Source organism: Geothrix alkalitolerans (genome assembly GCF_022808885.1).
Classification (GTDB): Bacteria; Acidobacteriota; Holophagae; order Holophagales; family Holophagaceae; genus Geothrix; species Geothrix alkalitolerans.
Window position 1 is genome coordinate 108795 of sequence record NZ_JAKZLE010000005.1, and the last position, 22205, is coordinate 130999.

The 22205-nt window shown below is 67.7% G+C and carries 23 protein-coding genes and 1 tRNA gene; 14 read left to right on the forward strand and 10 right to left on the reverse strand.

The annotated features are described in order from the left end of the window. Positions 1-4: 4 nt before the first annotated feature. The 3 genes from MLJ35_RS11065 to MLJ35_RS11075 all read right to left on the reverse strand — a co-directional run bounded on the left by MLJ35_RS11065 (position 5) and on the right by MLJ35_RS11075 (position 2332). Positions 5-604, reverse strand: a complete 600-nt coding sequence (locus tag MLJ35_RS11065) for a non-canonical purine NTP pyrophosphatase (protein WP_243384398.1) — start codon at positions 602-604, stop codon at positions 5-7. 170 nt (positions 605-774) lie between these two features. After that, positions 775-1776 carry a ThiF family adenylyltransferase gene (locus MLJ35_RS11070; protein ID WP_243384399.1) on the reverse strand — a complete coding sequence of 334 codons (1002 nt, stop codon included), beginning with the start codon at positions 1774-1776 and terminating at the stop codon, positions 775-777. Between the two features lie 91 nt (positions 1777-1867). Then, positions 1868-2332, reverse strand: coding sequence for a DUF6941 family protein (locus MLJ35_RS11075; protein WP_243294677.1), 465 nt, complete (start codon positions 2330-2332; stop codon positions 1868-1870). 100 nt (positions 2333-2432) lie between these two features. On the opposite strand from MLJ35_RS11075, the gene MLJ35_RS11080 reads away from it, so the two are divergent. Then, a complete protein-coding gene (locus MLJ35_RS11080; protein WP_243322978.1) occupies positions 2433-4040 on the forward strand; it encodes a bifunctional metallophosphatase/5'-nucleotidase in 1608 nt (535 codons plus the stop codon). A 19-nt stretch (positions 4041-4059) separates the two neighbouring features. Here the strand turns inward: MLJ35_RS11080 and MLJ35_RS11085 are convergent, their stop codons facing one another. The 5 genes from MLJ35_RS11085 to MLJ35_RS11105 form a co-directional block, all read right to left on the reverse strand. Beyond that, a complete protein-coding gene (locus tag MLJ35_RS11085; RefSeq protein WP_243384400.1) occupies positions 4060-4959 on the reverse strand; it encodes a hypothetical protein in 900 nt (299 codons plus the stop codon). Positions 4960-5040: 81 nt separating this feature from the next. Continuing rightward, positions 5041-6966 carry a 1-deoxy-D-xylulose-5-phosphate synthase gene (gene dxs, locus MLJ35_RS11090; protein ID WP_243384401.1) on the reverse strand — a complete coding sequence of 642 codons (1926 nt, stop codon included), beginning with the start codon at positions 6964-6966 and terminating at the stop codon, positions 5041-5043. Between the two features lie 8 nt (positions 6967-6974). Then, positions 6975-7862, reverse strand: a complete 888-nt coding sequence (locus MLJ35_RS11095) for a polyprenyl synthetase family protein (RefSeq protein ID WP_243322984.1) — start codon at positions 7860-7862, stop codon at positions 6975-6977. Next, complete coding sequence (gene xseB / locus MLJ35_RS11100) at positions 7859-8098, reverse strand: exodeoxyribonuclease VII small subunit (protein ID WP_243322985.1); 240 nt, start codon at positions 8096-8098, stop codon at positions 7859-7861. The genes MLJ35_RS11095 and xseB overlap by 4 nt, the downstream gene beginning before the upstream one ends. A gap of 54 nt (positions 8099-8152) precedes the next feature. After that, entirely contained in the window at positions 8153-8887 is a 735-nt protein-coding gene (locus MLJ35_RS11105) for a hypothetical protein (protein WP_243384402.1), read from the reverse strand. Between the two features lie 86 nt (positions 8888-8973). Here MLJ35_RS11105 and MLJ35_RS11110 point away from each other — a divergent pair, with 86 nt between their 5' ends. From MLJ35_RS11110 to MLJ35_RS11140, 7 genes are all read left to right on the forward strand, one after another. Beyond that, positions 8974-10344, forward strand: a complete 1371-nt coding sequence (locus MLJ35_RS11110) for a sigma-54-dependent transcriptional regulator (RefSeq protein ID WP_243384403.1) — start codon at positions 8974-8976, stop codon at positions 10342-10344. A gap of 147 nt (positions 10345-10491) precedes the next feature. Then, a complete protein-coding gene (locus tag MLJ35_RS11115; protein ID WP_243322999.1) occupies positions 10492-11211 on the forward strand; it encodes a hypothetical protein in 720 nt (239 codons plus the stop codon). 91 nt (positions 11212-11302) lie between these two features. Next, on the forward strand, positions 11303-12139 hold the full coding sequence (gene deoC, locus MLJ35_RS11120) for a deoxyribose-phosphate aldolase (RefSeq protein WP_243384404.1): 837 nt from the start codon (positions 11303-11305) through the stop codon (positions 12137-12139). A gap of 42 nt (positions 12140-12181) precedes the next feature. Continuing rightward, a complete protein-coding gene (locus tag MLJ35_RS11125) occupies positions 12182-12679 on the forward strand; it encodes a roadblock/LC7 domain-containing protein (RefSeq protein ID WP_338028454.1) in 498 nt (165 codons plus the stop codon). Between the two features lie 15 nt (positions 12680-12694). Then, positions 12695-13279 (forward strand): GTP-binding protein, encoded by a 585-nt coding sequence (locus tag MLJ35_RS11130; protein WP_243287104.1) that lies wholly within the window; start codon positions 12695-12697, stop codon positions 13277-13279. Positions 13280-13358: 79 nt separating this feature from the next. Beyond that, positions 13359-13434, forward strand: a tRNA-Asn gene (locus MLJ35_RS11135). A 600-nt stretch (positions 13435-14034) separates the two neighbouring features. Next, positions 14035-14520, forward strand: coding sequence for an FKBP-type peptidyl-prolyl cis-trans isomerase (locus tag MLJ35_RS11140; protein WP_243384405.1), 486 nt, complete (start codon positions 14035-14037; stop codon positions 14518-14520). A gap of 69 nt (positions 14521-14589) precedes the next feature. Here MLJ35_RS11140 and MLJ35_RS11145 read toward each other — a convergent pair whose 3' ends face one another. Further along, positions 14590-15171: a DJ-1/PfpI family protein gene (locus MLJ35_RS11145; RefSeq protein ID WP_243323005.1), complete on the reverse strand. Its 582-nt coding sequence runs from the start codon at positions 15169-15171 to the stop codon at positions 14590-14592. 102 nt (positions 15172-15273) lie between these two features. Then, a complete protein-coding gene (gene thiC, locus MLJ35_RS11150) occupies positions 15274-17103 on the reverse strand; it encodes a phosphomethylpyrimidine synthase ThiC (RefSeq protein ID WP_338028455.1) in 1830 nt (609 codons plus the stop codon). 157 nt (positions 17104-17260) lie between these two features. On the opposite strand from thiC, the gene MLJ35_RS11155 reads away from it, so the two are divergent. From MLJ35_RS11155 to MLJ35_RS11180, 6 genes are all read left to right on the forward strand, one after another. Beyond that, a complete protein-coding gene (locus MLJ35_RS11155) occupies positions 17261-17581 on the forward strand; it encodes a hypothetical protein (RefSeq protein ID WP_243384406.1) in 321 nt (106 codons plus the stop codon). Continuing rightward, positions 17578-18546 (forward strand): ATP-dependent 6-phosphofructokinase, encoded by a 969-nt coding sequence (locus MLJ35_RS11160; RefSeq protein ID WP_243323013.1) that lies wholly within the window; start codon positions 17578-17580, stop codon positions 18544-18546. The genes MLJ35_RS11155 and MLJ35_RS11160 overlap by 4 nt, the downstream gene beginning before the upstream one ends. 65 nt (positions 18547-18611) lie before the next feature. After that, complete coding sequence (locus MLJ35_RS11165; RefSeq protein WP_243323015.1) at positions 18612-19679, forward strand: mannose-1-phosphate guanylyltransferase; 1068 nt, start codon at positions 18612-18614, stop codon at positions 19677-19679. A 209-nt stretch (positions 19680-19888) separates the two neighbouring features. After that, positions 19889-20248 (forward strand): phosphomannose isomerase type II C-terminal cupin domain, encoded by a 360-nt coding sequence (locus tag MLJ35_RS11170; RefSeq protein ID WP_243323025.1) that lies wholly within the window; start codon positions 19889-19891, stop codon positions 20246-20248. Then, positions 20248-20964, forward strand: coding sequence for an outer membrane lipoprotein-sorting protein (locus tag MLJ35_RS11175; RefSeq protein ID WP_243384407.1), 717 nt, complete (start codon positions 20248-20250; stop codon positions 20962-20964). The genes MLJ35_RS11170 and MLJ35_RS11175 overlap by 1 nt, the downstream gene beginning before the upstream one ends. 249 nt (positions 20965-21213) lie before the next feature. Continuing rightward, on the forward strand, positions 21214-22200 hold the full coding sequence (locus MLJ35_RS11180) for a deoxyhypusine synthase family protein (RefSeq protein ID WP_243323028.1): 987 nt from the start codon (positions 21214-21216) through the stop codon (positions 22198-22200). Positions 22201-22205: the final 5 nt, after the last annotated feature.

Consider the following 22205-nt stretch of genomic DNA (forward strand, 5'->3'; position numbering starts at 1 on the left):
CACGCTAGCGCGGCAACCGGGCCAGCCGCTCCCGCAAGGCCGCGCAGGCCCGGGCGCGGTGGCTGAGGGTGTGCTTGGTCTCCGGGGGCAGCTCGCCGAAGGTCCGGTCGAAGCCGTCGGGGATGAAGATCGGGTCGTAGCCGAAGCCGCCCTCCCCGCGGGGATCGAAGGCCAGGGAGCCCTCCACGGAACCGCTGGCGGTGAAGGGCTCGCCGTGGAAAGGCACGTAGGCCAGCACGCACACGAACCGGGCCGAGCGGTCCGCCCCATCGGGGACCATGGCCAGCAGGCGCCGGTTCTTGTCGCGGTAGGCGGGCAGGTCCGGGGCGAAGCGGGCGGAGAGCACGCCCGGACCGCCCCACAGCGCATCCACGCAGAGCCCCGAATCATCCGCCAGCACGCCATCCACGGGCTCTGAGCCGTGCGCGAGCCACCAGGCCCTCGCGCCCTCCGCCTTCTGCAGGGCGTTGTCCTGGAAAAAGGCGCCCGTTTCCGGCAGCTCCGGTGCCTCGGCCGGCCAGGGCACGAGCGTGACGCCCGACAGCAGCTCCGCGAACTCACGCAGCTTGCCGGCGTTCCTGGAGGCAAGGAGGATCTTCAACATGGGGACATCACCTGTTCGTCAGAGCTAAGGAATGTTGAAAGCGGAGGATAGCTGAGGAGCTGAGGAAAGCGGAGAAAGGAACTCGGGGGCCTCAGCGGGCTACTGCAGGAAGTACCTCTGCTCTCCTCCGCCCCTCCGTTCTCCTCCGCTTATCCCAATGCTTTTCCGCCTCAGCACCCCACGACCTCGGTGTACCAGCTGCGGGCGCGCTCGGGGGTCATGGGGCCGTGGACGAGGGCGCGGCCATCGGCGAAGAGGGTGATCTCGTCGGGGCCCTCCTGGCCCTTGAGCATCATTCCGGCCTGCCTCCAGGGGCTGTGGGTGCGGGTTTCCAGCCGAGTCTTGAGGGTCGCCAGGTCCAGCTTGCCGGGCGGGTTCACGCGGATCTGAACGCCCTCCAGGCCGCAGAGCGGGCTGGCCTTGAGGGTCCAGCGGGCGTCCAGGAACTCGGTGACCTTCTCCGTGCAGAAGCGGCAGCGGGTCTTGGGCGGCTTCAGGAACTGGCGCTCGTCGTGCCAGAAATCAAAGCGGGCCAGGTCGGCATGGGGCGCCTTCCCGGTGAGGATCTTGAGGGCCTCCAGGGCGGCCCAGCTGGCGATGACGCCCACGGCGGGGCCCAGCACGCCGGCGCTGTCGCAGGTGTCCACGTCGCCGCCGGCCGGGGGTTCCTCGATGAGGCAGCGCAGGCAGGGCGTGTGCGGCGGGTTCAGGGGCCAGACGACCCCCTCGCCGCCGATGGCGCCCGCGTAGATCCAAGGCGTGCCCGTGAGGATGGCCACATCGTTGATGAGGAAGCGGGCCTCGAAGTTGTCGGTGCCGTCGCAGATGAGGTCGAAGCCGGACAGCAGCTCCCGGGCGTTGCCGCTGGTGAGGTCGGCCACGACGGCTTCCAGTTCGATGGAAGAGTTGGCTTCGCGCAGCCGTTCCGCGGCCACTTCGGCCTTGGGCCGTCCCAGGTCCGACTCGCCGTAGAGGAGCTGGCGCTGGAGGTTGCTGGCCTCCACCAGGTCCCGGTCGATGAGGGTGAGGTGGCCCACGCCGGCCCGGGCCAGCCAGGGGGCGATGACGGAGCCCAGGGCCCCCAGGCCCAGCACGGCCACGCGCTTGGCGCGCAGGGCCCCGTCCGCCTCGCGGCCGAGAAAGATGCGTTGCTTGGCGTAGCGGTCGTTCATGGGGCTCTCAGCCATCACCTGTCAGCTCTCAGTCTAAAAGCAACGGCGCCCCGAGGGGGCGCCGCACTGATCGCTGAAAGCTGACAGCTGCTTAGTTCCCGCCCTGTCCAGCCTCGGCCATGGCCTTCTCGTACTCGGCCTGGAGGCGGCTGGCGTCGGAGATGGCGAACTTGTAGATGTACTCGAAGCGGTCGGCCCCCTTGGTGAGGGCGATGATCACCTCGTAGACGCCCTCGGCGGTCACTTCGAAGGGAGCCGCGATGACGTTGAAGGTGCCTTCCTTGGCGCCGTCGGGAATCTGCACGTCGCTGTCGCGGATCACGTCCTTGCGGTCACCGGTGGGGCTCACGATGGAGAAGCCGAACTTGAACTGGCCGTCCATGCGGGAGAAGCGGGTGTAGAAACACACCTTGGGCAGGGTGAAGGGCACCTGGGGCACCACGATGTGGTGGTCGTACAGGCCCATCAGCGAGGTCTTGCCGCCCATCTCCTGGCGGATGTCATCGCAAAGCAGCGTGAATTCATGCTTGGGGGCCTTGATCTGGACTTCTTGCATGGGGGCTCCGGAAAGAGGGGGCATCCTTGGGTGAAGGGAAAGTTTACCCTTGAAGACGGTCCCATCCAACCACGGGTTGGCGGCCGGTCCCGGAGGCTGCATGCGCCATTGGTTCTGGATCCTGTTGATCGCGCTGGGCCTCCAGGCCCAAGAGGCCCGGATTCAGATTCTTGGAACCACGGACATGCACGGGCACGTGATGGCCGAGGACACCTTCAGCCTCCAGCCCGCGAACCAGGGGTGGGCGAAGATCGCCACGCTGATCCGCCGCCAGAAGACCCTGAACCCGGACACGATCCTGGTGGACTGCGGCGACACGATCCAGGGCGAGCCGCTCAACTATGTGCGGAATACCCTCCGCCGCGATCTGCCGGAACCCAGCGTGGCCATCATGAACGCCCTGGGCTATGCCGCCATGGCCGTGGGCAATCACGAGTACGACTTCGGCCAGGATCTGCTGCGCGAAGTGGAGAAGCAGGCCCGGTTCCCCTTCCTGTCGGCCAATACCCTCACGGCCAAGGGCGGCCAGGCCTTTCCCGCCCACGTCCTGGTGACCGTCGGCGGCATCCGGGTGGCCCTCGTGGGTTTCACTACCCCTCGGACCGCCATCCTGGCGGGACCGCAGAACGGGGCCGGCCTCACCTTCCGGGACATTGTGGCCACCGCCCGCGAGCTGGTGCCCCGCCTCCGCGACAAGGAGAAGGCCGACGTGGTGGTGGCCTTGGTCCACTCGGGCCTGGGGCAGGTCGATGGCAGGGAGGGCGACGAGAATGAGGCGCTCCGCCTGGCGGATCAGGTGCCGGGCCTCGATGCCATCCTCACGGGCCACACCCACCAGGCCATCCAGACCGAGCACAAGGGGATTCCCATCCTGCAGGCCCAAGCCCATGGGCGCGCTCTCGCCGTGGTGGACCTGAGCCTGCGGAAGGAGCGGGGCCGCTGGCAGGTCGTCGCGAGCCAGGGCAGGCTCATCCGTCCGGAGTCGGACACGCCGGTGGACCCGGAGGTGCTGAGCCTGACCGCGGACCTGCGCACGGCCACGGACCGCTACCTCGACACCGCCGCCACCAGTCTGACGGTGGACCTGGACAGCCGCTGGTCCCGCATGGAGGACACACCCCTGATGCAGCTGATCCACCAGGCGCAGCGGCAGGCCACGGGGGCCCAGCTTTCCGCCGCGGCCAGCCCCGGCGCCAAGCTCTTCATCCCCAAGGGTCCCACCAGCGTGCGGCAGTTCTACGCCCTGTCGCCCTACGAGAACCAGGTGGCGCGCATCCGCATTACCGGCGCCCAGCTCAAGGCCTACCTCGAGCACGCGGCCCGGCACTACACCTACAGCTGGGAGCCGGAACTCTACAACCACGACGTTCCCATCCATGACTTCGACACGGTGGACGGCGTGGGCTATGCGCTGGACCTGGGCAAGCCCGTCGGCAGTCGCGTGGTGAACCTCACCTTCCAGGGCAAGCCCGTGAATCCCGACCAAGCCTTCACCCTGGCCCTCACCACCTACCGGCTGTGGGGTGGGGGCGGCTACATGGAAGCCATCGGCTTCAAGGGTGTTCCGGACCTGGTGACCGAGGCCTCCCAGCGCAACCTGCTGCTGGCCTATGTCCTGGCCCATCCCACGCTGAATCCGACCGTGCCCAACGCCTGGCGGACCATCCCCTACCTGGACCGAGAGCGGGTGCTGAACCAGGCCCGGTAGGTCGAAGCGGGCCCCGCTCCTATTTGACGGCCACCACCATCAGGCCGCCCTTGGGGTTGACGAAGATCGCGTCCGAATCGAGCACTCCCACCAGGACATGGCTGTCGTCCAGGCCCGTGGGCAGGAAGTCCACGGCGGTCCGCGGGAGGTCCAGCCGGGCCAGCACCAGCCCTTGCAGCGTGCTCCGCTGGGCGGCCGGCACTTGGGTGGCCTTCAGGGCGGCGAAGATCACGCCCTTGCCCACCCAGACCGCCAGGGGCCCGCGGCGGGTGGTGTCTCCCTCGAGGGCCGGAGCGGGGGCCCCGTGGAATTTCAGGGCGGTCTCGCCGATCTTCTGGCCGGTGTTGGCGTCCAGGATGCTGAGGTTCAGGGAGTTGCCGTCGGCCATCAGGATGTTGCCGCTGTCGTCCAGTGCGAGGGGGCGCTGGTTCTGGGGGGCCGGACCCTCCCTCTTCGAGGGCTTCGCGCCGAAGGTCCAGATCACATCCGCGTTGCGGAAGTCGCGCTTTTCGACATAGGGCTCGGCGGTGCGGTAGGAGAGGATCATGCCCACCGCGTCCCAGCAGACATCGCTCACCTCGGCGTGGAGCTTCACACGGTCCAGGATCCGGCCGGTCCGGTCGAGGCGGGTCAGGGAGGTGCCGTGGGCGACCCAGGCGGTGCTGCGGGGGTCGATGACCCAGCGGTCCGGCTCCTCATCGAGTTTCCCGAGAGGCAGGGTCCCCAGGAGGCCGCCGTCCCGGACCCAGGTGTAGAGGCTGCGCGTGGAGGCGTCGTAGAAGGTGAAGGAATCATCCCGGTCCTGCTTGGCCCAGCTGGTCGCCTTGCCGGCCGCATCCCAGGCCTGGGCGGAAGCCGTCACGGAGGTTAGACAGAGGAGGGCGCCCAGGATGGACGCGTAGATAGGGAATGACCTCACGAGAGCCTCGGGAAAGAACGCGCTGCTACGGCGGGTTGGGACCAACCATAGGAATTCCAGCGATCTTTCGCAAGGTTTTACTTAGATGTCACGGAAGAAATTCCGGATTCTGCCTTCGAGCGCCTCGGGGCTGAGGCCTTCTTCTTCCAGCAGGCGCCTCGGATCGCCATGGTGGATGAGGTGGTCGGCAACGGCGCAGCGGAGGAGGGGTTTGACCAGTCCCGCATCGGCCAGCGACTCGGCCACGGCCCCGCTGAAGCCGCCCGGGGCGCAGCCTTCTTCGAGGGTCACCACCGCCTTGCAGCGGCCCGCCCAGGCATGGATGAGGGCGCCGTCCAGGGGCTTCACGAACCGTGCGTTGATGACGGCGCAGGAGATCCCCTCCCCGGCGAGAACCTCCGCGATCCTCCGGGCCGGCTCCACCATGGCGCCCAGGGCGCAGAGCAGCAGGTCGGTCCCTTCGCGCAGCAACTCGCCCTTGCCCACAGGCAGAGCCGTGATGGGCTCCTCCAGGGTCACGCCCAGGCCGTTGCCCCGGGGATAGCGGAGCGCGGCGGGATGGCCGCAGTAGAGGGCCGTCAGCAGCATGCGCCGCAGCTCGTTCTCGTCCTTGGGGGCCATGAGGATGAGGTTGGGCAGGCAGCGCAGGTAGGCCAGGTCGTAGAGTCCGTGGTGGGTGGGGCCATCGGCGCCCACGATGCCGGCCCGGTCCAGGGCGAAGGTCACGGGCAGGTCCTGGATGCAGACGTCGTGGGCCACCTGGTCGAAGCCCCGCTGCAGGAAGGTGCTGTAGATGGCGCACACGGGCCGCATCCCCTGGGCGGCGAGCCCCGCGGCGAAGGTGACCGCGTGCTGCTCGGCGATGCCCACGTCGAAGCAGCGGTCCGGGAAGGCCTTCTGCAACAGGTTCAGCCCGGTGCCGTCGAGCATGGCGGCGGTGATGCCCACGATCTTCTCGTCCCGCCGGGCCAGGTCCACCAGGGCCTTGCCGAAAACGCTGGTGAAGCTGGGCGGGGCCGGCTTGGCCGGGTCCCCCTGGACCTTGATGATCTCGCCGGACTCGGCGTCGAAGGCGGTCACGCCGTGCCACTTCAGGGGATCCTGCACGGCGGGCTCGTAGCCGTAGCCCTTCTTGGTCTGCACGTGCAGCAGGACGGGGCCGTCCTTCATCTTCTCCTTGGCTTCGGCCAGGGCCTTGGACGTGGCGTTCAGGTCATGGCCGTTCACGGGCCCGATGTAGCGGAAGCCCAGGTCCTCGAAGAGCAGGCCCGGCACCATCAGGCGCTTGATGCTTTCCTCGCTCCACTTGGCGGCCTTGGCCACGCCCTTGCTGAGGCCTTCCAGGGGAATGGCCTTGATGGCGTGCTCGATGCGGTCGCGCCACCGCTGGTAGTACTGGCCCGACATGATCTGGTTCAGGTAGCCCTGCAGCGAGCCGACATTGGGATTGATGCTCATGTCGTTGTCGTTGAGGATCACCAGGAAGTTCTTCGTCTCCAGGTAGCCTGCCTGATTGAGGCCTTCGAAGGCCATGCCGGCGGTCATGGAGCCGTCGCCGATGACGGCGATGCAGGCGTGGTCCTGCTTCTGGAGGTCCCGCGCCTTGGCCATGCCCAGCACCGCGGAGATGCTGGTGCTGGCGTGGCCGGCGCCGAAGTGGTCGTAGGGGCTCTCGTCCCGCTTGAGGAAGCCCGACAGGCCGTGATGCTGGCGCAGGGTGGGGAAGCGGTCCTTGCGGCCCGTGAGGAGCTTGTGGGGATAGGCCTGGTGGCCCACGTCCCACACGATGCGGTCCTGGAGGAAGTCGAAGTGGTGGAAGAGGGCCACCGTCAGCTCCACCGTGCCCAGGTTGGAGCTGAAGTGGCCGCCAGTCTCGGACACGGAGGCGATGATGAACGCCCGCACCTCCGCCGCGAGCTGCCCGAGCTGCTCCGGGGTGAAGTGGCGGATCTGCTGGGGGGCGGCGAGGGAGTCCAGCAGGGGATAGGGGTTGGCGGGAGATTCCACCTGGACGCCTATTTCGCCCGCTGGGCCAGATACCGGGCCCAGGCTGCCAAGGACGTGCGATTGGGAAGGGTTGCTAGATGACATAGGGCGTTCTCGGTCGCTTCACTCAGGGCTTTGCGGGCGCCGTCCAGGCCCAGGAGGGAAGGGTAGGTGATCTTACCCCTGCCCGCATCTTTTCCGGCGCGCTTGCCCAGGTCCGCGTCGGTGGCGGTGGTGTCCAGGATGTCGTCCTGGATCTGGAAGGCGAGCCCGATGGCTTCGCCGTAGGCCCGCAGCGCGGAGCGGTCCGCGGGGGTCGCGCCGCCCAGCACCGCGCCGATCTCCAGCGAGGCGCGCAGGAGGGCGCCGGTCTTGAGGCGGTGGATGAGGCGCAGGTGGTCCAGGTCGTAGCTGTCCAGCGTTTCGCCTTCGAGGTCAAGGGCCTGGCCCCCGGCCATGCCTCGCCAGCCGGCGCCTTCGGCCAGCAGGGCCAGGGCCTCGGACCGCCTCACGGGATCCAGGTCCGCCGAGGCCAGCACGCCGAAGGCCTCGGTGAGCAGGGCGTCGCCCGCCAGGATGGCGTGGCCCTCGCCGAAGACCTTGTGGCTGGTGGGACGGCCCCGGCGCAGGTCGTCGTCGTCCATGGCCGGCAGGTCGTCGTGGATGAGCGAATAGGTGTGGACGTATTCCAGGGCCAGGGCGCCGGGGAGCGCCTGCGCCGCCGTCCCGCCCACGGCCTCGGCGGCCAGCAGGCACAGGACCGGCCGCACGCGCTTGCCGCCGGCCTCCAGGCTGTAGCGCATGGCCTCGCCCAGGCGGGCCGCTTCGCCCTCCTGGAAGGGGGTCGTGAGGCGGGCGTCCAGCAGGGGGAGCAGGCGGTCCAAGTCCGCCTTGACCAGCGAGGCGGGGTCGTTCATCGGCCTTCCCTGCCTTCGTCCAGGGGTTCGGCCCGGTATTCGCCGCCCAGGCCCGCCTTGAGGACCTCCACCTTGCGCTGGGCGTCGGCCAGCTGCTTCTGCAGGGCCTGGCTCAGCTGGACGCCTTCCTCGAACCGGGCCAGGGCCTCTTCCAGGCTGAGGCTGCCGGACTCCAGCTGCTGCACCAGGGCCTCCAGCCGGTCCAGGCCATCGTCGAAGGAGGGTTGGGGGCTCATGGGGATTCCGCAAGGAAGGGGCCCGCTAGCTGATCGCTGGGGGCCCCGCCCAGTCTACCGCTTCCCCTTCGCGGCGTCCTTCATCTCCTTGCCGCCGTCCCTCATGGTGTAGCCCGCGGGCAGGGCCCAGGTGCTTTCAGGGATGGCGGCGGTGGAGATCTCCGTGGCCACGGTGGTCACGTCCGTGCCCATGAGCCCGGTGATGTGGGTCTTCAGGGGTACGCCCTTGAGCTTGGCCGTCTCCTGGTAGACCCGCTTGAAGAGGGCGCCCATGGGTCCCGGGACGCGGTTCAGCATGGCCATGGACTTGGCGTAGTCCTTGATGGGGAACTGGAGGGAGGGGTCGATGCTCAGCTCTTCCACCATCTTGCCGAGGACGACACGCACTTTCTTGCACGGCCGGCCCAGGACGGCGTCCGGCCCCAGCTGCTCGACCTTCACCTCGGACACGTCGCCGAACATCATCTTGGTCACCATTTCGGGCATGCCGGCCATCTGGTCTTCCAGGGCCTGCATGGCTTCCTGCATGTCCTTGAACGTCATCTTGGTGATGACCTTCTTCCCGTGGTCGATGCTGTAGATCACCTCGTGGCCGTAGTCCACCAGGCTGTCGACCTTCGATCCGGCGTGGTTGATGCGCATCCGCGTGGCGCTCAGGTACTGGACCTGGGAGCCATCCTTGGCCAGGGCGCCCTTGCCCGTGACCTGGGAGGTGATGGTGAGGTCGCCCGCGGCGAGGCTGACCAGGGAGATGGCCATTCCGAAGGCAAGAGCCAGAAGGGTTCGCATGGGAATTCTCCGTGGGAAGGGTGCCGTGAGCATACCCTGGGGACTCGCCGGGGGCCAGGTGGGATACCTTCAAGGTGGGGGTGGCCATGGCCCGAGTCCTCGTGGTGGACGACAGCAAGGAAACCTGCGAGTTCCTGGAGGAGCTGCTGGGGACCATGGGCCTCGAGGTCGCCAAGGCGACACACCCCGACCGGGCCATCGAGCAGCTGCGGAAGGGGGGCTTCGACCTGTTGCTGTCGGACATCAACCTCGAGGCCAAGAAGGACGGCCTGGACCTGCTGCGGGAGGCCAAGCCCCTGGGAGTGGACACCATCCTGCTGTCGGGCTTCGGCACCCTGGAGACTGCCATCGAGGCCGTGCGGGAGGGCGCCTTCGACTTCCTCAGCAAGCCTTGGAACAACGAGGAGCTGAAGGCCCTGGTGACCCGGGCCCTCGCGCGGCGGCAGTCGACGGGCCAGGGCGAGACCCAGGACGCCTCGCCCAAGGCCAAGCGCAGCCTCATGATCGGCTCCAGCCCGAAGATGATGGCGGTCTACAAGACCATCGCGAGCCTCCAGAACAGCCGGGCCACGGTGCTTATCACGGGGGAGAGCGGCACCGGCAAGGAGCTGGTGGCCCGCAGCATCCACCTCTCCAGCGACCGCCGGGATCGCGCCTTCGTGGCCGTGAACTGCGGCGCCCTCACGGAAACCCTGCTGGAATCGGAGCTCTTCGGGCACGTGAAGGGCTCCTTCACGGGCGCCGTGGGCGAGAAGCCGGGCCTCTTCGAGGAGGCTTCCGGCGGCACCATCTTCCTCGACGAGATTGGCGAGACCAGTCCCAGCTTCCAGGTGCGCCTGCTGCGGGTGCTCCAGGAGCAGGAGATCCGCCGCGTGGGTGGCAACAAGACCATCAAGGTGGACACCCGGGTCATCGCCGCCACCAACCGGGACCTCCAGCAGATGGTGAAGGCCGGGACCTTCCGGGAAGACCTCTACTACCGCCTCAGCGTGGTGGAGCTGGCCGTGCCGCCCCTCAGGGAGCGGGGTGACGATGTCGGCGCGCTCCTGGACCACTTCCTGGCGGAGTTCGGGCAGAAGGACCAGCAGACCTACCGCCTGCATCCGGAGGCCCGGCGGGTGCTGGAGGCCTATTCCTGGCCGGGCAACGTGCGGGAACTGGGCAATGCCGTGGAGAACCTCACCCAGCTCAGCCGCGGCCGGGAGATCACCGTGGACGACTTGCCGGCCAAGATCCAGGCCGACGTGCTCAAGCGGGCCCTGCTCAAGACCGAGCCTTCCGAGGAGACCCCCTCCCTGATCGGGGATTGGCCCTCCCTGGACGAGCTGGAGCGCCGCTACATCCAGATCCTGCTGGGCCGCCACAAGGAGAAGCAGCGCATCGCCGACATCCTGGGGGTGGACCGGACCACCCTCTACCGGAAGCTCAAGCGCTACGGATTCCACGACGGGGAGTAGCAGGCTGCCACGAGTGGCAGAATGCAACGGGTTTTCCAGGGTTGGCCATTGCCTAAGTGTCTAATTGACTTGAATTAAAATTTGGCCCAGATGATGCAACCCTGACGGCACTTCCGGCCGTGCCGGATCAACCCAGGGAGAACCCCCATGAAGAAGCTTGCTGCGCTGCTCGTCGCCGCCGCTCTGATCAGCCCCGTGTTCGCGGAAGAGGCGAAGAAGCCTGAAGCGAAGAAGGTCGAGACCAAGAAGGCCGAGAAGAAGGCTGAGAAGAAGGCCGAGCCCAAGAAGGAAGAGGCCAAGAAGGCCCTGACCGTCGCCGAGGAGAAGAAGGCCGAGGCCGCCCCCAAGGCCGAGAAGAAGGCTGAAGCTGCCCCCAAGGCCGAGAAGAAGGCCAAGAAGCACCACAAGAAGGCCGAGAAGAAGGCTGAGGCTGCTCCCGCCGCCGAGAAGAAGGCCCTGACCTCCGAGGAGAAGAAGGCCGAGAAGAAGGCTGAGCCCAAGAAGGAAGAGAAGAAGGCCGAGAAGAAGGCTGAGAAGAAGGCCGAGGCCAAGAAGGCCATGACCGCCGAAGAGAAGAAGGCCGAGGCCGCTCCCAAGGCCGAGAAGAAGGCCAAGAAGGCGAAGAAGGCTGCCAAGAAGGCCGAGCCCGCCGCTCCCGCCGCCGAGAAGAAGGCCCTGACCTCCGAGGAGAAGAAGGCCGAGAAGAAGGCTGAGCCCAAGAAGGCCGAGAAGAAGGCCGAGAAGAAGGCCGAGGCCAAGAAGGCCATGACCGCCGAAGAGAAGAAGGCTGAAGCCGCCCCCAAGGCCGAGAAGAAGGCCAAGAAGGCTGCCAAGAAGGCCGAGAAGAAGGAAGAGGCCAAGAAGTAATAGGCTTCACCGGTTCACGAAAGAGCGGGCTTCGGCCCGCTTTTTCGCGTACGGCTTTCCGGCGGGACGCCCCCGGGCCATGATGGGAGCCATGATCGATCCGCTTCTCGACCTCACCGCAGAGATCCGCGCCCGGCTCCAGCCGCTTCCCGAGGGGCGGAGGCCTCAGCTCCTGGGGTGCGTGGAGGGCGCCTGCCTGCTCCACGACCATGCGGGGCTGCACCATCGCACCCAGGCGCAGGCGGCCCTCCCCGCCGGACCCTGGGACCTGTCCCCCCTCATCGACCACACCCTGCTGAAGGCCGAGGCCACGGGCGCCCAGGTGGAAGTCCTCTGTGCCGAGGCCCTGAAGCACGGCTTCGCCTCGGTCTGCGTCAACCCCCTGTGGGTGCCCCTGGCCTCCTCCCTGCTGAAGGGCAGCGCCGTCCGGACCTGCACAGTGGTCGGCTTCCCCCTGGGGGCATCCTCCCTGCTCGCCAAGGCCCACGAGGCAGAAGTGGCCGTGAAGGAAGGGGCGCAGGAGGTGGACATGGTGCTGGCCATCGGCGCCGCGAAGGGCGGCGACTGGGACACGGTCCGCCGGGACCTGGAAGGGCTGAGGGCGGCCGTTCCCGTGCCCGCGGTGCTCAAGGTCATCCTGGAGACCTGCCTGCTCACGGATGCCGAGAAGGAGCGGGCCTCGACGCTCGCGCTGGAGGCGGGTCTCGACTTCGTGAAGACCTCCACGGGCTTCTCGACGGGCGGCGCCACCGAGGCCGATGTCGCGCTCATGCGCCGGACCGTGGGCACGGGCATGGGCGTGAAAGCCTCCGGCGGCATCCGCACCTACGAGAAGGCGCTGGCCATGGTCCTGGCCGGGGCCACCCGCCTGGGGATTTCCGCCTCCGTGGCGGTGATTCAGGGGGGAGCCGGCTCAGAGGCCTACTGAAAAGTGCTATCCTCACGGATAGCAGTCCCGGCGGAGGTTCTTGTGGCAAAGCTTGATCTCATCATGTTCGAGGAGGAGTACAAGCTCCTCCACGAGATCATCGGCCGCCTCCAGAAGGATGCCTCCGCCAAGGTGGTGTTCCTGGTGGACAAGAACGGCCAGCAGATCGCCGCCGCGGGCGACGTGAAGAGCATCGACGCCACCAGCCTGGCCTCCCTCACCGCCGGCAACGTGGCGGCCACGGACGGTCTGGCCAAGCTCATCGGCGAGAAGGAATTCAGCCTTCTCTTCCACGAGGGCGAGCGGGACAACCTGCACATCTCGATCGTGGGCAAGCGCGGGATCCTGGTGGTCATCTTCGATCAGAATTCCAGCCTGGCGCTGGTGCGCCTGCGGGTGAAGAAGGCCAGCAAGGAACTCCAGGAGATCTTTGACCAGGTGGAACAGCGCGCGCAGAAGGAATCCGACAGCGGCAACCGCTTCGAGAGCCCCTTCTCGGAGATCACCGACGAAGACATTGACCGCCTCTTCGGCGACTAAGCCTGAGGCGCGGACATGACCTTCATCAACTACGCGTCCCGCGAGATCAACTGCAAGATCGTCTACTACGGCCCCGGCCTCTGCGGCAAGACGACGAACATCCAGTGGATCTACGAGCAGGCGAACCCCGACAAGAAGGGCAAGCTGGTCAGTCTCGCCACCGAGACGGATCGCACCCTCTTCTTCGACTTCCTGCCCCTGGACATGGGCACGGTCAAGGGCTTCAAGGTGCGGTTCCACCTCTACACCGTGCCTGGCCAGGTGTTCTATGACGCCAGCCGCAAGCTCATCCTGCGCGGCTGCGACGGCATCATCTTCGTGGCCGACAGCCAGAAGGCCCGTATGGAAGCCAACATCGAGTCCATCGCGAACCTGGCGACCAACCTCAAGGAGAACGGCTTCGACGTTCGCAACATCCCCTACGTCCTCCAGCTGAACAAGCGGGACATGCCTTCCGCCGTGCCCGTGGCCGAGATGGAGCGCCTGCTCAGGTTCCGGAGCGAGCCCATGATCGAAGCCGTGGCCAGCCAGGGCACCGGCGTCATCGAGACCCTCAAGGCCGCCGCCCGCCAGATCCTGATGGAGCTCCAGAAGAACTAGGGGGACGACGAGGATCACAGGCCCCGCCCCTCCCCGCTTGAATCCGGGCCCGCCTCCGGTAGAATGGATGTTCACGCTTTCCGGAGTAGCTCAGGGGTCAGAGCGGGTGACTGTTAATCACTAGGTCGGGGGTTCAAATCCCTCCTCCGGAGCCAAAACAAGAAGAGGTCCCACCGGGACCTCTTCTTGTTTTGGATGAGAATTTGGGGGATTTGAACCCCCGAGTGGCAGCTGGTCCGCGAGCGCGCCGTTCCGGTAGGGCGGGGCGTTGCCGGAACGGATGAAGCGCGAGTGGTCGCCGGCAACGGGTTCAATTCCCTCCTCCGGAGCCAGACAAGTCAGGAGTCCTGCGGGACTCCTGGCTTGTCTGGCTGGGGATCAGGCGGATGTGACCTTCAGAAGGCCTCGACTCTGCGCGGGAGCGCAGCATGGAGGCTTTCGAGCGGCTGGATCAAGATTGGGCGCGCGGCACTGCCTGAGAGGGGCGCATGACCCTGCTCGGCCCCCTGTTCTTCGACACCAGCCGGGATGTGATGCTCCAGGCCCTGTGCCGGGCCGCCTCCTCCTGTCCTTGGCCATGATGGCCCGCCACGCTGATTTTCGACGGCCCGCAAGCTGAGGGGCGACTCCGGGCGTGGCCTCCGGCTCCTACCGGCAGACCTGGTGGCCCGGAGGAGACAGGCTGGTTCCAGACCACCTCCAGACCCAGTGCATCAAGCGCGCTCCTTCCCGTAGACTCGGAGGCTGGAGGTGTCATGATCCGCAGATTCTCCACCCTGGCTGCGCTGCTGCTCGCGCTGCCCTGGGCCACCCAGACCCTGGCAGCCCAGACCACCGCGCCCGCCAGGAAACGAGTTCAGGCCCCCGGGAACAAGAAGAAGGTACCCGCCATGATCACGACCCTGACCGGCCTCCAGTACGTCGACACCCAGATCGGCACGGGGACCCTGCCCCAGCGAGGGCAGCGCTGCTCGGTCCACTACACGGGCTGGCTGTCCGACCACGGGAAGAAGGGCAAGAAGTTCGACAGCTCCTTGGATCGCGGCGAGCCGCTGGTCTTTCCCGTCGGCGTGGGCCGGGTGATCAAAGGCTGGGACGAGGGGCTCATGACCATGAAGGTGGGCGGCAAGCGCACGCTGTACATCCCCGCCGCGCTGGGGTACGGCACCCGCGGCGCGGGCGGGGAGATCCCACCCAACGCCGACCTGATCTTCGAGGTGGAGCTGCTGGGAGTCCAGTAGGCCGCAAGAGCGCCTGCCCAAGCCCCGACGAGGCCGCTGGAAGGCCAAGTGCGGGCGTGGTTGCCCGCCCTAAAGCGTGATGCGGGTCCCCAACACGGTCAGGAACTGGGCCATCCAGGCGGGATGGGCGGGCCAGGCAGGGGCCGTGACCAGGTTGCCGTCCGTGACGGCGCCATCGATGGCGATGTCGGCGTATTTCCCCTTGGCCACTTCCACTTCGGCGCGGCAGGCGGGATAGGCGGAGCAGGTGCGTCCCTCGAGCACACCCGCGGCGGAAAGGATCTGGGCGCCGTGGCAGATGGCGGCCACGGGCTTCTTCGCGGTGAAGAAGTGGCGGACGATCTCCAGCACCTTGGGGTTGAGGCGCAGGTACTCGGGGGCGCGGCCGCCGGGGATCACCAGGGCGTCGTACTGGTCCGGCTTGATGTCCGCGAAGGTGGCGTTGAGGGCGAAGCGGTGGCCGGGCTTCTCCGAGTAGGTCTGGTGGCCCTCGAAGTCGTGGATGGCCGTGGCCACGGACTCGCCGGCCTTCTTGTCGGGGCACGCGGCGTGGACCGTGTGGCCCACGGCCAGCAGGGCCTGGAAGGGCACCATGATTTCGTAGTCCTCTCCGAAATCGCCCACGAGCATGAGGATCTTCTTCGCGGCCATGACTGCCTCCTTGGGGTGATGGAACCGCTCCGATGATACGCGTCCGCCCATGGAAAAGCCCCACCTGAGGCGGGGCTTTTCCGTAACGCCTGGCGGTGGGGATCAAGCCTTCTGATAAACCTCCGCACCTTTCTGCACGAACGTCTCCGCCATCTCCTCCATGCCCTTCTTCAGGGCCTCTTCCTCGTTGTAGCCGTGCGCTTCGGCGTACTGCCGCACGTCGTCCGAGATCTTCATGGAGCAGAAGTGGGGGCCGCACATGGAGCAGAAGTGGGCGGTCTTGGCGCCCTCGGCGGGCAGGGTCTCGTCATGGAACTCGCGGGCGGTGTCGGGGTCCAGGGCCAGGTTGAACTGGTCCTCCCAGCGGAACTCGAAGCGCGCCTTGCTCATGGCATCGTCCCAGATCCGGGCGCCGGGATGGCCCTTGGCCAGGTCCGCGGCGTGGGCGGCGATCTTGTAGGCGATGACGCCGTCTTTCACGTCCTTCTTGTTGGGCAGGCCCAGGTGTTCCTTGGGCGTGACGTAGCAGAGCATGGCGCAGCCGAACCAGCCGATCATGGCGGCGCCGATGGCCGAGGTGATGTGGTCGTAGCCGGGCGCGACGTCTGTGGTGAGGGGCCCCAGCGTGTAGAAGGGAGCTTCATCGCACACGGCGAGCTGCTTCGTCATGTTCTCCTGGATGAGGTGCATGGGCACATGGCCGGGGCCCTCGATCATCACCTGCACATCATGCTTCCAGGCGATCTTGGTCAGTTCGCCGAGCGTCTCCAGTTCGCCGAACTGGGCCTCGTCGTTGGCGTCCGCGGTGCTGCCGGGGCGCAGCCCGTCGCCCAGGGAGAAGGCCACGTCGTAGGCCTTCATGATGTCGCAGATGTCTTCGAAGTGCGTGTAGAGGAAGTTCTCCTGGTGATGCGCGAGGCACCACTTCGCCATGATGCTGCCGCCTCTGGAGACGATGCCGGTGACGCGCTTGGCGGTCAGCGGCACGTAGCGCAGCAGCACGCCGGCGTGGATGGTGAAGTAGTCCACGCCCTGCTCGGCCTGTTCGATGAGCGTGTCGCGGAAGATCTCCCAGGTGAGGTCTTCGGCCTTGCCGTTCACCTTCTCCAGGGCCTGGTAGATGGGCACGGTGCCGATGGGCACGGGGCTGTTGCGGAGGATCCACTCGCGGGTCTCGTGGATGTTCTTGCCTGTGCTGAGGTCCATCACCGTGTCGGCGCCCCAGCGGATGGACCAGGCCATCTTCTCGACCTCCTCCTCGATGCTGGAGGCCACGGCCGAGTTGCCGATGTTGGCGTTGATCTTCACCAGGAAGTTGCGTCCGATGATCATCGGCTCGGTTTCCGGATGATTGATGTTGGCGGGGATGATGGCGCGGCCCCGGGCGACCTCGTCACGCACGAACTCGGGGGTGATGCGGCTCTTGATCCCGGCGGCCTCGCGGCCCAGGTTCTCGCGGATGGCGATGAACTCCATCTCGGGCGTGACGATGCCTCGCTTGGCGTAGTGCATCTGGGACACGTTCCTCCCGGCCTTGGCCCGCAGGGGCTTGCGCTCGGCGTGGAAGCGGATGGCGTCCAGGTCCTTGTCCCGCTCGCGCAGCTTGCGGTAGAGGCTGGTGGCGCCGGGCAGCTCCTCCACGTCGCCCCGGCCCAGGATCCAGTCCTGGCGCAGAGGGGTCAGGCCCTTGGCCACGTCGATGGCCACGGCGGGATCGGTGTAGGGGCCCGAGGTGTCGTAGAGCACCACGGGCGGATTCTCGGTGAGGCGGTCCTGGAAATCCCGGGTGGGCTGAAGCTGGACCTGCCGGAAGGGCACCCGGACGCCCGGGAGGCTGCCGGCCACGTGGATCTTGGTGGAGGCGGGGAAGGGCTTCAGGCAAGCGGTGAGGGCCGTGCCGTCCATGGGGGCGGAACCGGATTGCATGGTCATGAAAACTCCGGACTTGTTGAGGTCGGGCCGGGATTGATCCCTGAATCAGCAAGTTTATCGCGAGGGGGGCCGGGGGGACGAATCCAAAACGCGGCGCACAGGAGAGGTGGAGCGCCGCATCCGCCCGGATGCGCGATAATTGATTACAGGAGGGACCATGCCGCGACGCGTCTTGTTCATCAGCAGCCTGGCCCTGGGGCTGGTGGCCGCCCCGCGGCCCCAGGACGATCCCGTGATGAAGATCCGGGCCGAGCGGGCCTCGGCCCAGGGGATCTCCGAGGGGGACCTCCCGCCGGTGCCCAGGGGCATCGTCGAGCCGCCCCCCCTGCCGCCCCCGGAAGCCCACGTGAAGGACACCCGTAAGGGCCGGCGGGTCAGGGGCAAGGTCCGCAAGCGGAGCAGATCGGCTGCCGCCAAGGGGAAGGGGAGGGGCTCGGTGTCCCGCTCCAAGCTGCCGGCGCACCGGAAGGCGAAATGAGGATTGGCGTCCTCACCTCCGGGGGGGACGCTCCGGGCATGAATGCCGCCATCCGCGCGGCGGTCCGCCAGGCGGACGCCCTGGGGCATGAGGCCTGGGGCATCCGGCGCGGCTACCAGGGGGTGCTGGAGAAGGACTGGTCTCCCATGCCCAGCCGCGCCTGCGCCAACATCCTCCAGAGGGGCGGGACGGTGCTGCACACGGCCCGCTGTCCGGAATTCCACGAGGCGGCCCGGCGCGCCGAGGCCGCGGCGAACCTGCGGGAAGCCGGCATCCAGGGCCTGGTGATCATCGGGGGGGACGGCAGCTTCCGGGCCGCCGAGGCCCTCCAGCGCGAGCACGGCATCCCCTGCGCGGGCATTCCGGGCACCATCGACAACGACCTGCCAGGGACGGATCGCACCCTGGGTTTCGACACTGCCTTGAATACGGCGGTGGAGGCCATTGACCGCATCCGGGACACGGCCTCCAGCCACGGACGGCTCTTCCTGGTGGAGGTCATGGGGCGCAGTTCCGGCATGCTGGCCGTCCACACGGCCCTGGCCTGCGGGGCCGAGGCCGTCCTCTATCCCGAGTCGCCGGACGGTTCCTATCAGGCCCTGGTGGCGCGCCTCAACGCCAACTGGCTGCGGGGCAAGCGCAGCTCCATCGTGGTGGTGGCCGAAGGCGACGGCCTGGGCAGCGCGGTGGCCGTGGGCGACCGACTCCGCCGGGACTACGGCCTGGATCTGCGCGTGGTGGTGCTCGGCCACATCCAGCGTGGCGGGAGCCCCTCCGCTCTGGACCGCATCTGGGGCTGCCGCTGGGGGGCCGAGGCCGTGCGGCTCCTGGGCGCGGGGAAGGGCGGCTTCTACCTGGGCGAGGTGGCCGGGGCCCTCGCGGTCCAGCCCCTGGCCCGCATCCTCGATTCTCCGCCCGCGCCTCCGGAGGACCTGAGCGATCTGGTGGACATCCTTTCACGCTAGATGGCTTGTGAGGGGCGCCGGGCCCATGTTCCCCTGGAAGGTCGCAGGATTGCAGGAGGCAGGTGATGTCGGATAGCCACAAGGATTCCCTGGTCGCCGTCGTGATGGCCGGGGGGCGGGGAACCCGGTTCTGGCCCCGCAGCCGCAACGCCCGCCCCAAGCAGTTCCTGGCCATCGTGGGCACGGAGACGCTGCTCCACCAGACCGTGCGCCGCCTGGACGGCCATGTGGCTCCCGAGCGCATCTTCGTGGTGACCACGGAGGACCTGGCGGCCGAGACGCGCCGCATGCTGCCGGAACTGCCGCCGGAGAACGTGATCGTGGAGCCCGAGGGCCGCAACACCGCGCCCTGCCTGGCCCTGGCCCTGGTTCAGATCGAGCGGAAGGTGCCCCATGGCGTCATGGCCGTGCTGTCGGCGGACCACTGGATCGGCGATCGGGAGCTCTTCCTGGAGGACCTGGAGACGGCCGTGAAGCACGCCGCCTGGGAACACGAGCTGGTCACTTTCGGCATCAGGCCCACGTACCCGGAGACAGGCTACGGCTACATCGAATCCGAGGGTCACGGTCCCGTGCAGAAGGTGGTGGCCTTCCGCGAGAAGCCGCCGGTGGAGGTGGCGGTCCAGTACCTCGAATCCGGCCGCCACTACTGGAACGCGGGCATGTTCGTGTGGACCCTGGCCGATTTCCGCGAGGGTCTGGCGAAGCACGCGCCGGAAGTACTGAAGCCCCTGGACGCCTGGGTGGCGGCGGGCGCCGACCCCGCGGCCCTCGGCGCCGCCTACCGCCAGCTGCCCAAGGTGGCCATCGACGTGGCGCTCATGGAGAAGGCCGAGACGGTGGCGGTGGTGCCCACCCGCTTCCGCTGGTCCGACGTGGGTTCCTGGCCCGCCGCCATCGAGTTCCAGGAAACCGATCCCGAGGGCAACGTGAGCCAGGGCGAGACCCTGCTCCTGGACACCCGCAACAGCGCCTTCTTCGGAGGCAAGCGCCTCATCGCCGCCAGCGGCGTGGACGATCTCATCGTGGTGGACGACGACGACGCCCTCCTCATCTGCCACCGCGACCGCGCCCAGACCGTCAAGCAGATCGTCGAGCGCCTCAAGGCCGAAGGCCGCGAGGACCTGCTCTAGACTCGGAACTGAAGACTGAGGACCGATCCATGCAGCGACCTGACACCCTCCACGTGGACAAGCCCTGGGGACGGGGCCCCGTCCGCGAACCCCGAGGGTGAGCGGGAGCACGCCACGGGCGTGGCGTGCGATCCGGGGGTAGTCCCGGAGCCCCCCGCGAGGCGAGCCGAGCGGTGATGATGAACGAACCTTTCCAGCGAGCAGAGACCATGCAGCGACCTGACACCCTCCACGTGGACAAGCCCTGGGGCTCCTTCGACCAGTACGCCCTCAACACGCCCTGTACGGTGAAGATCCTCACCTGCAACCCGGGCCAGAAGCTGAGCCTGCAGCGGCACGCGCACCGCGGCGAGCTGTGGGTGGCCCTGGATCCGGGCGTGGTGGTGGATCGCGATGGCGCGGAGCTGCGCCCCACCGTGGGCGAGGAGATCTGGCTGCCCCAGGGCAGCACCCACCGCCTGCGCTGCGACGCTGGCGCCCTCCATCCGGTGCGCGTGCTGGAGGTGAGCCTCGGCACCTTCGACGAGGCGGACATCGAGCGGCTCCAGGACGACTACGGGCGCCGCTGATGCGGACGTCCCTGCTCTTCGCCGCCGCCCTGCTCTTCGCCGCGGCCCTGCCTGTCCCGGCCCAGAGCCCCGCTCCGGAGGGCGGGGAGATCCTCGGCCGGGTGGACCGCCTGCGCCACCCCTGGCCCGCCTTCACGGTGGAGCTCGCCATGAAGGCGCCGGGTGTGGTCCAGCGGTGGAAGGTGTCGGCCCGCGAGAACGGCGACGCCCGGCTGGACGGGCTCTCCGAGAAGGAGAAAGGCCGCGCCGTGCTGCTCCTGGGTGACGAGATGTGGCTGCTGCTGCCCGGCACGAAACGGCCGGTGAAGGTCTCGCCCCAGCAGCGCCTCATGGGCCCCGCCGCGGGCGGGGACGTGGCTCGCACACGGTTTCGCGATGACTACGCCGTGCGGGAGGTGACGGAAGCGTCCCTGGAGGACCGGGCCTGCTGGCGGCTGGACCTGGCGGCCAAGCGGCCGGCTCTCAGCGCCCGCCAGGTCATCCTCTGGGTGGCCAAGGAGGGGTCGCTGCCCCTGAAGGCGGAGTTCCGGCTGGCCTCCGGGCGCCTGGCCCGCACCGCTCGTTTCGGCCCGCCGGTCCAGGCCCATGGGCAGTCCGTACTGTCGCGCCTCGAGATCGAAGAGGCCGGCGGCGGCAAGGCGGAACTGGCCTTCGCGAACTGGACCCGGGGCGGCGTGGCGCCGGGGGCCTTTGACGTCCCAGGCGCCGGGCGGTGATAGAATGGTCGGCGAGGTGCCCGCGAGGGCTTCCCGCCACCAACCGTCCCACCAATCGATCCCAGCCCCGCTCGCGGGGCTCCCGCTGAAACGCCCCACCACTCGAAACCCCGCCAAATCTACCCTCACGAAGCGCCCGTACCTCCGGGCGCTTCCTTTTGAGGCGAGCTTTCGGGCGGGGGCCTGGACCGCAATCTGTCCTCGGAGCCGGGTGAGGCGGCTGGCACAATGGAAGGATTCGGAGGATTTATGTCCACGCCCAAGCTCGGACCCGTCGGCAGCTATGTGAAGCACCACTTCCGGCATTTCAATGCCGCGGCCCTGGTGGACGCCGCCGAGGGCTACCGGGTCTACCTGGAGAAGGGCGGCAAGATGATGGTGACCCTGGGCGGCGCCATGAGCACCGCCGAGCTGGGCCTCTCCTTCGCCGAGATGATCCGCCAGGACAAGGTGCACCTCATCGTCTGCACGGGCGCCAACCTGGAGGAGGACATCTTCAACCTGGTGGCCCACGACTTCTACGAGCGCGTGCCCCACTACCGCGACCTCACGCCCCAGGACGAGAAGGGCCTCCTGGACCGCCACATGAACCGCGTGACGGATACCTGCATCCCCGAGATGGAGGCCATGCGGCGCATGGAGAAGGCCATGCTCGAGGTGTGGATGGAGGCCGACGCCAAGGGCGAGCGCTACTTCCCCCACGAGTTCTTCCAGAAGGTGCTCCGATCGGGGAAGTACGAGCAGTACTACCAGATCGATCCCAGGCACTCCTGGATGCTGGCCGCCCTCGAGAAGAACGTGCCCATCGTCGTCCCCGGATGGGAGGACAGCACCCTGGGCAACATGTTCGCCGCCGCCGTCATCCGCGGCGACGTGAAGAATGTCCACACCGTGCGTACCGGCATCGAGTACATGACCTGGCTGGCCAAGCACTACCAGGAAGTCACCAAGACCTCGCCCCTGGGCATGTTCCAGATCGCCGGCGGCATCTCCGGCGACTTCCCCATCTGCGTGGTGCCCATGCTGCACCAGGATCTGGAGCTGACCGAGGTGCCCCTCTGGGGCTACTTCTGCCAGATCAGCGACTCGACCACCAGCTACGGTTCGTACTCCGGCGCCGTGCCCAACGAGAAGATCACCTGGGGCAAGCTGGGCATCGACACCCCCAAGTTCATCATCGAGAGCGATGCCACCATCGTGGCTCCGCTGATCTTCGCGTATCTGCTGGGGTGGTAGCGCTC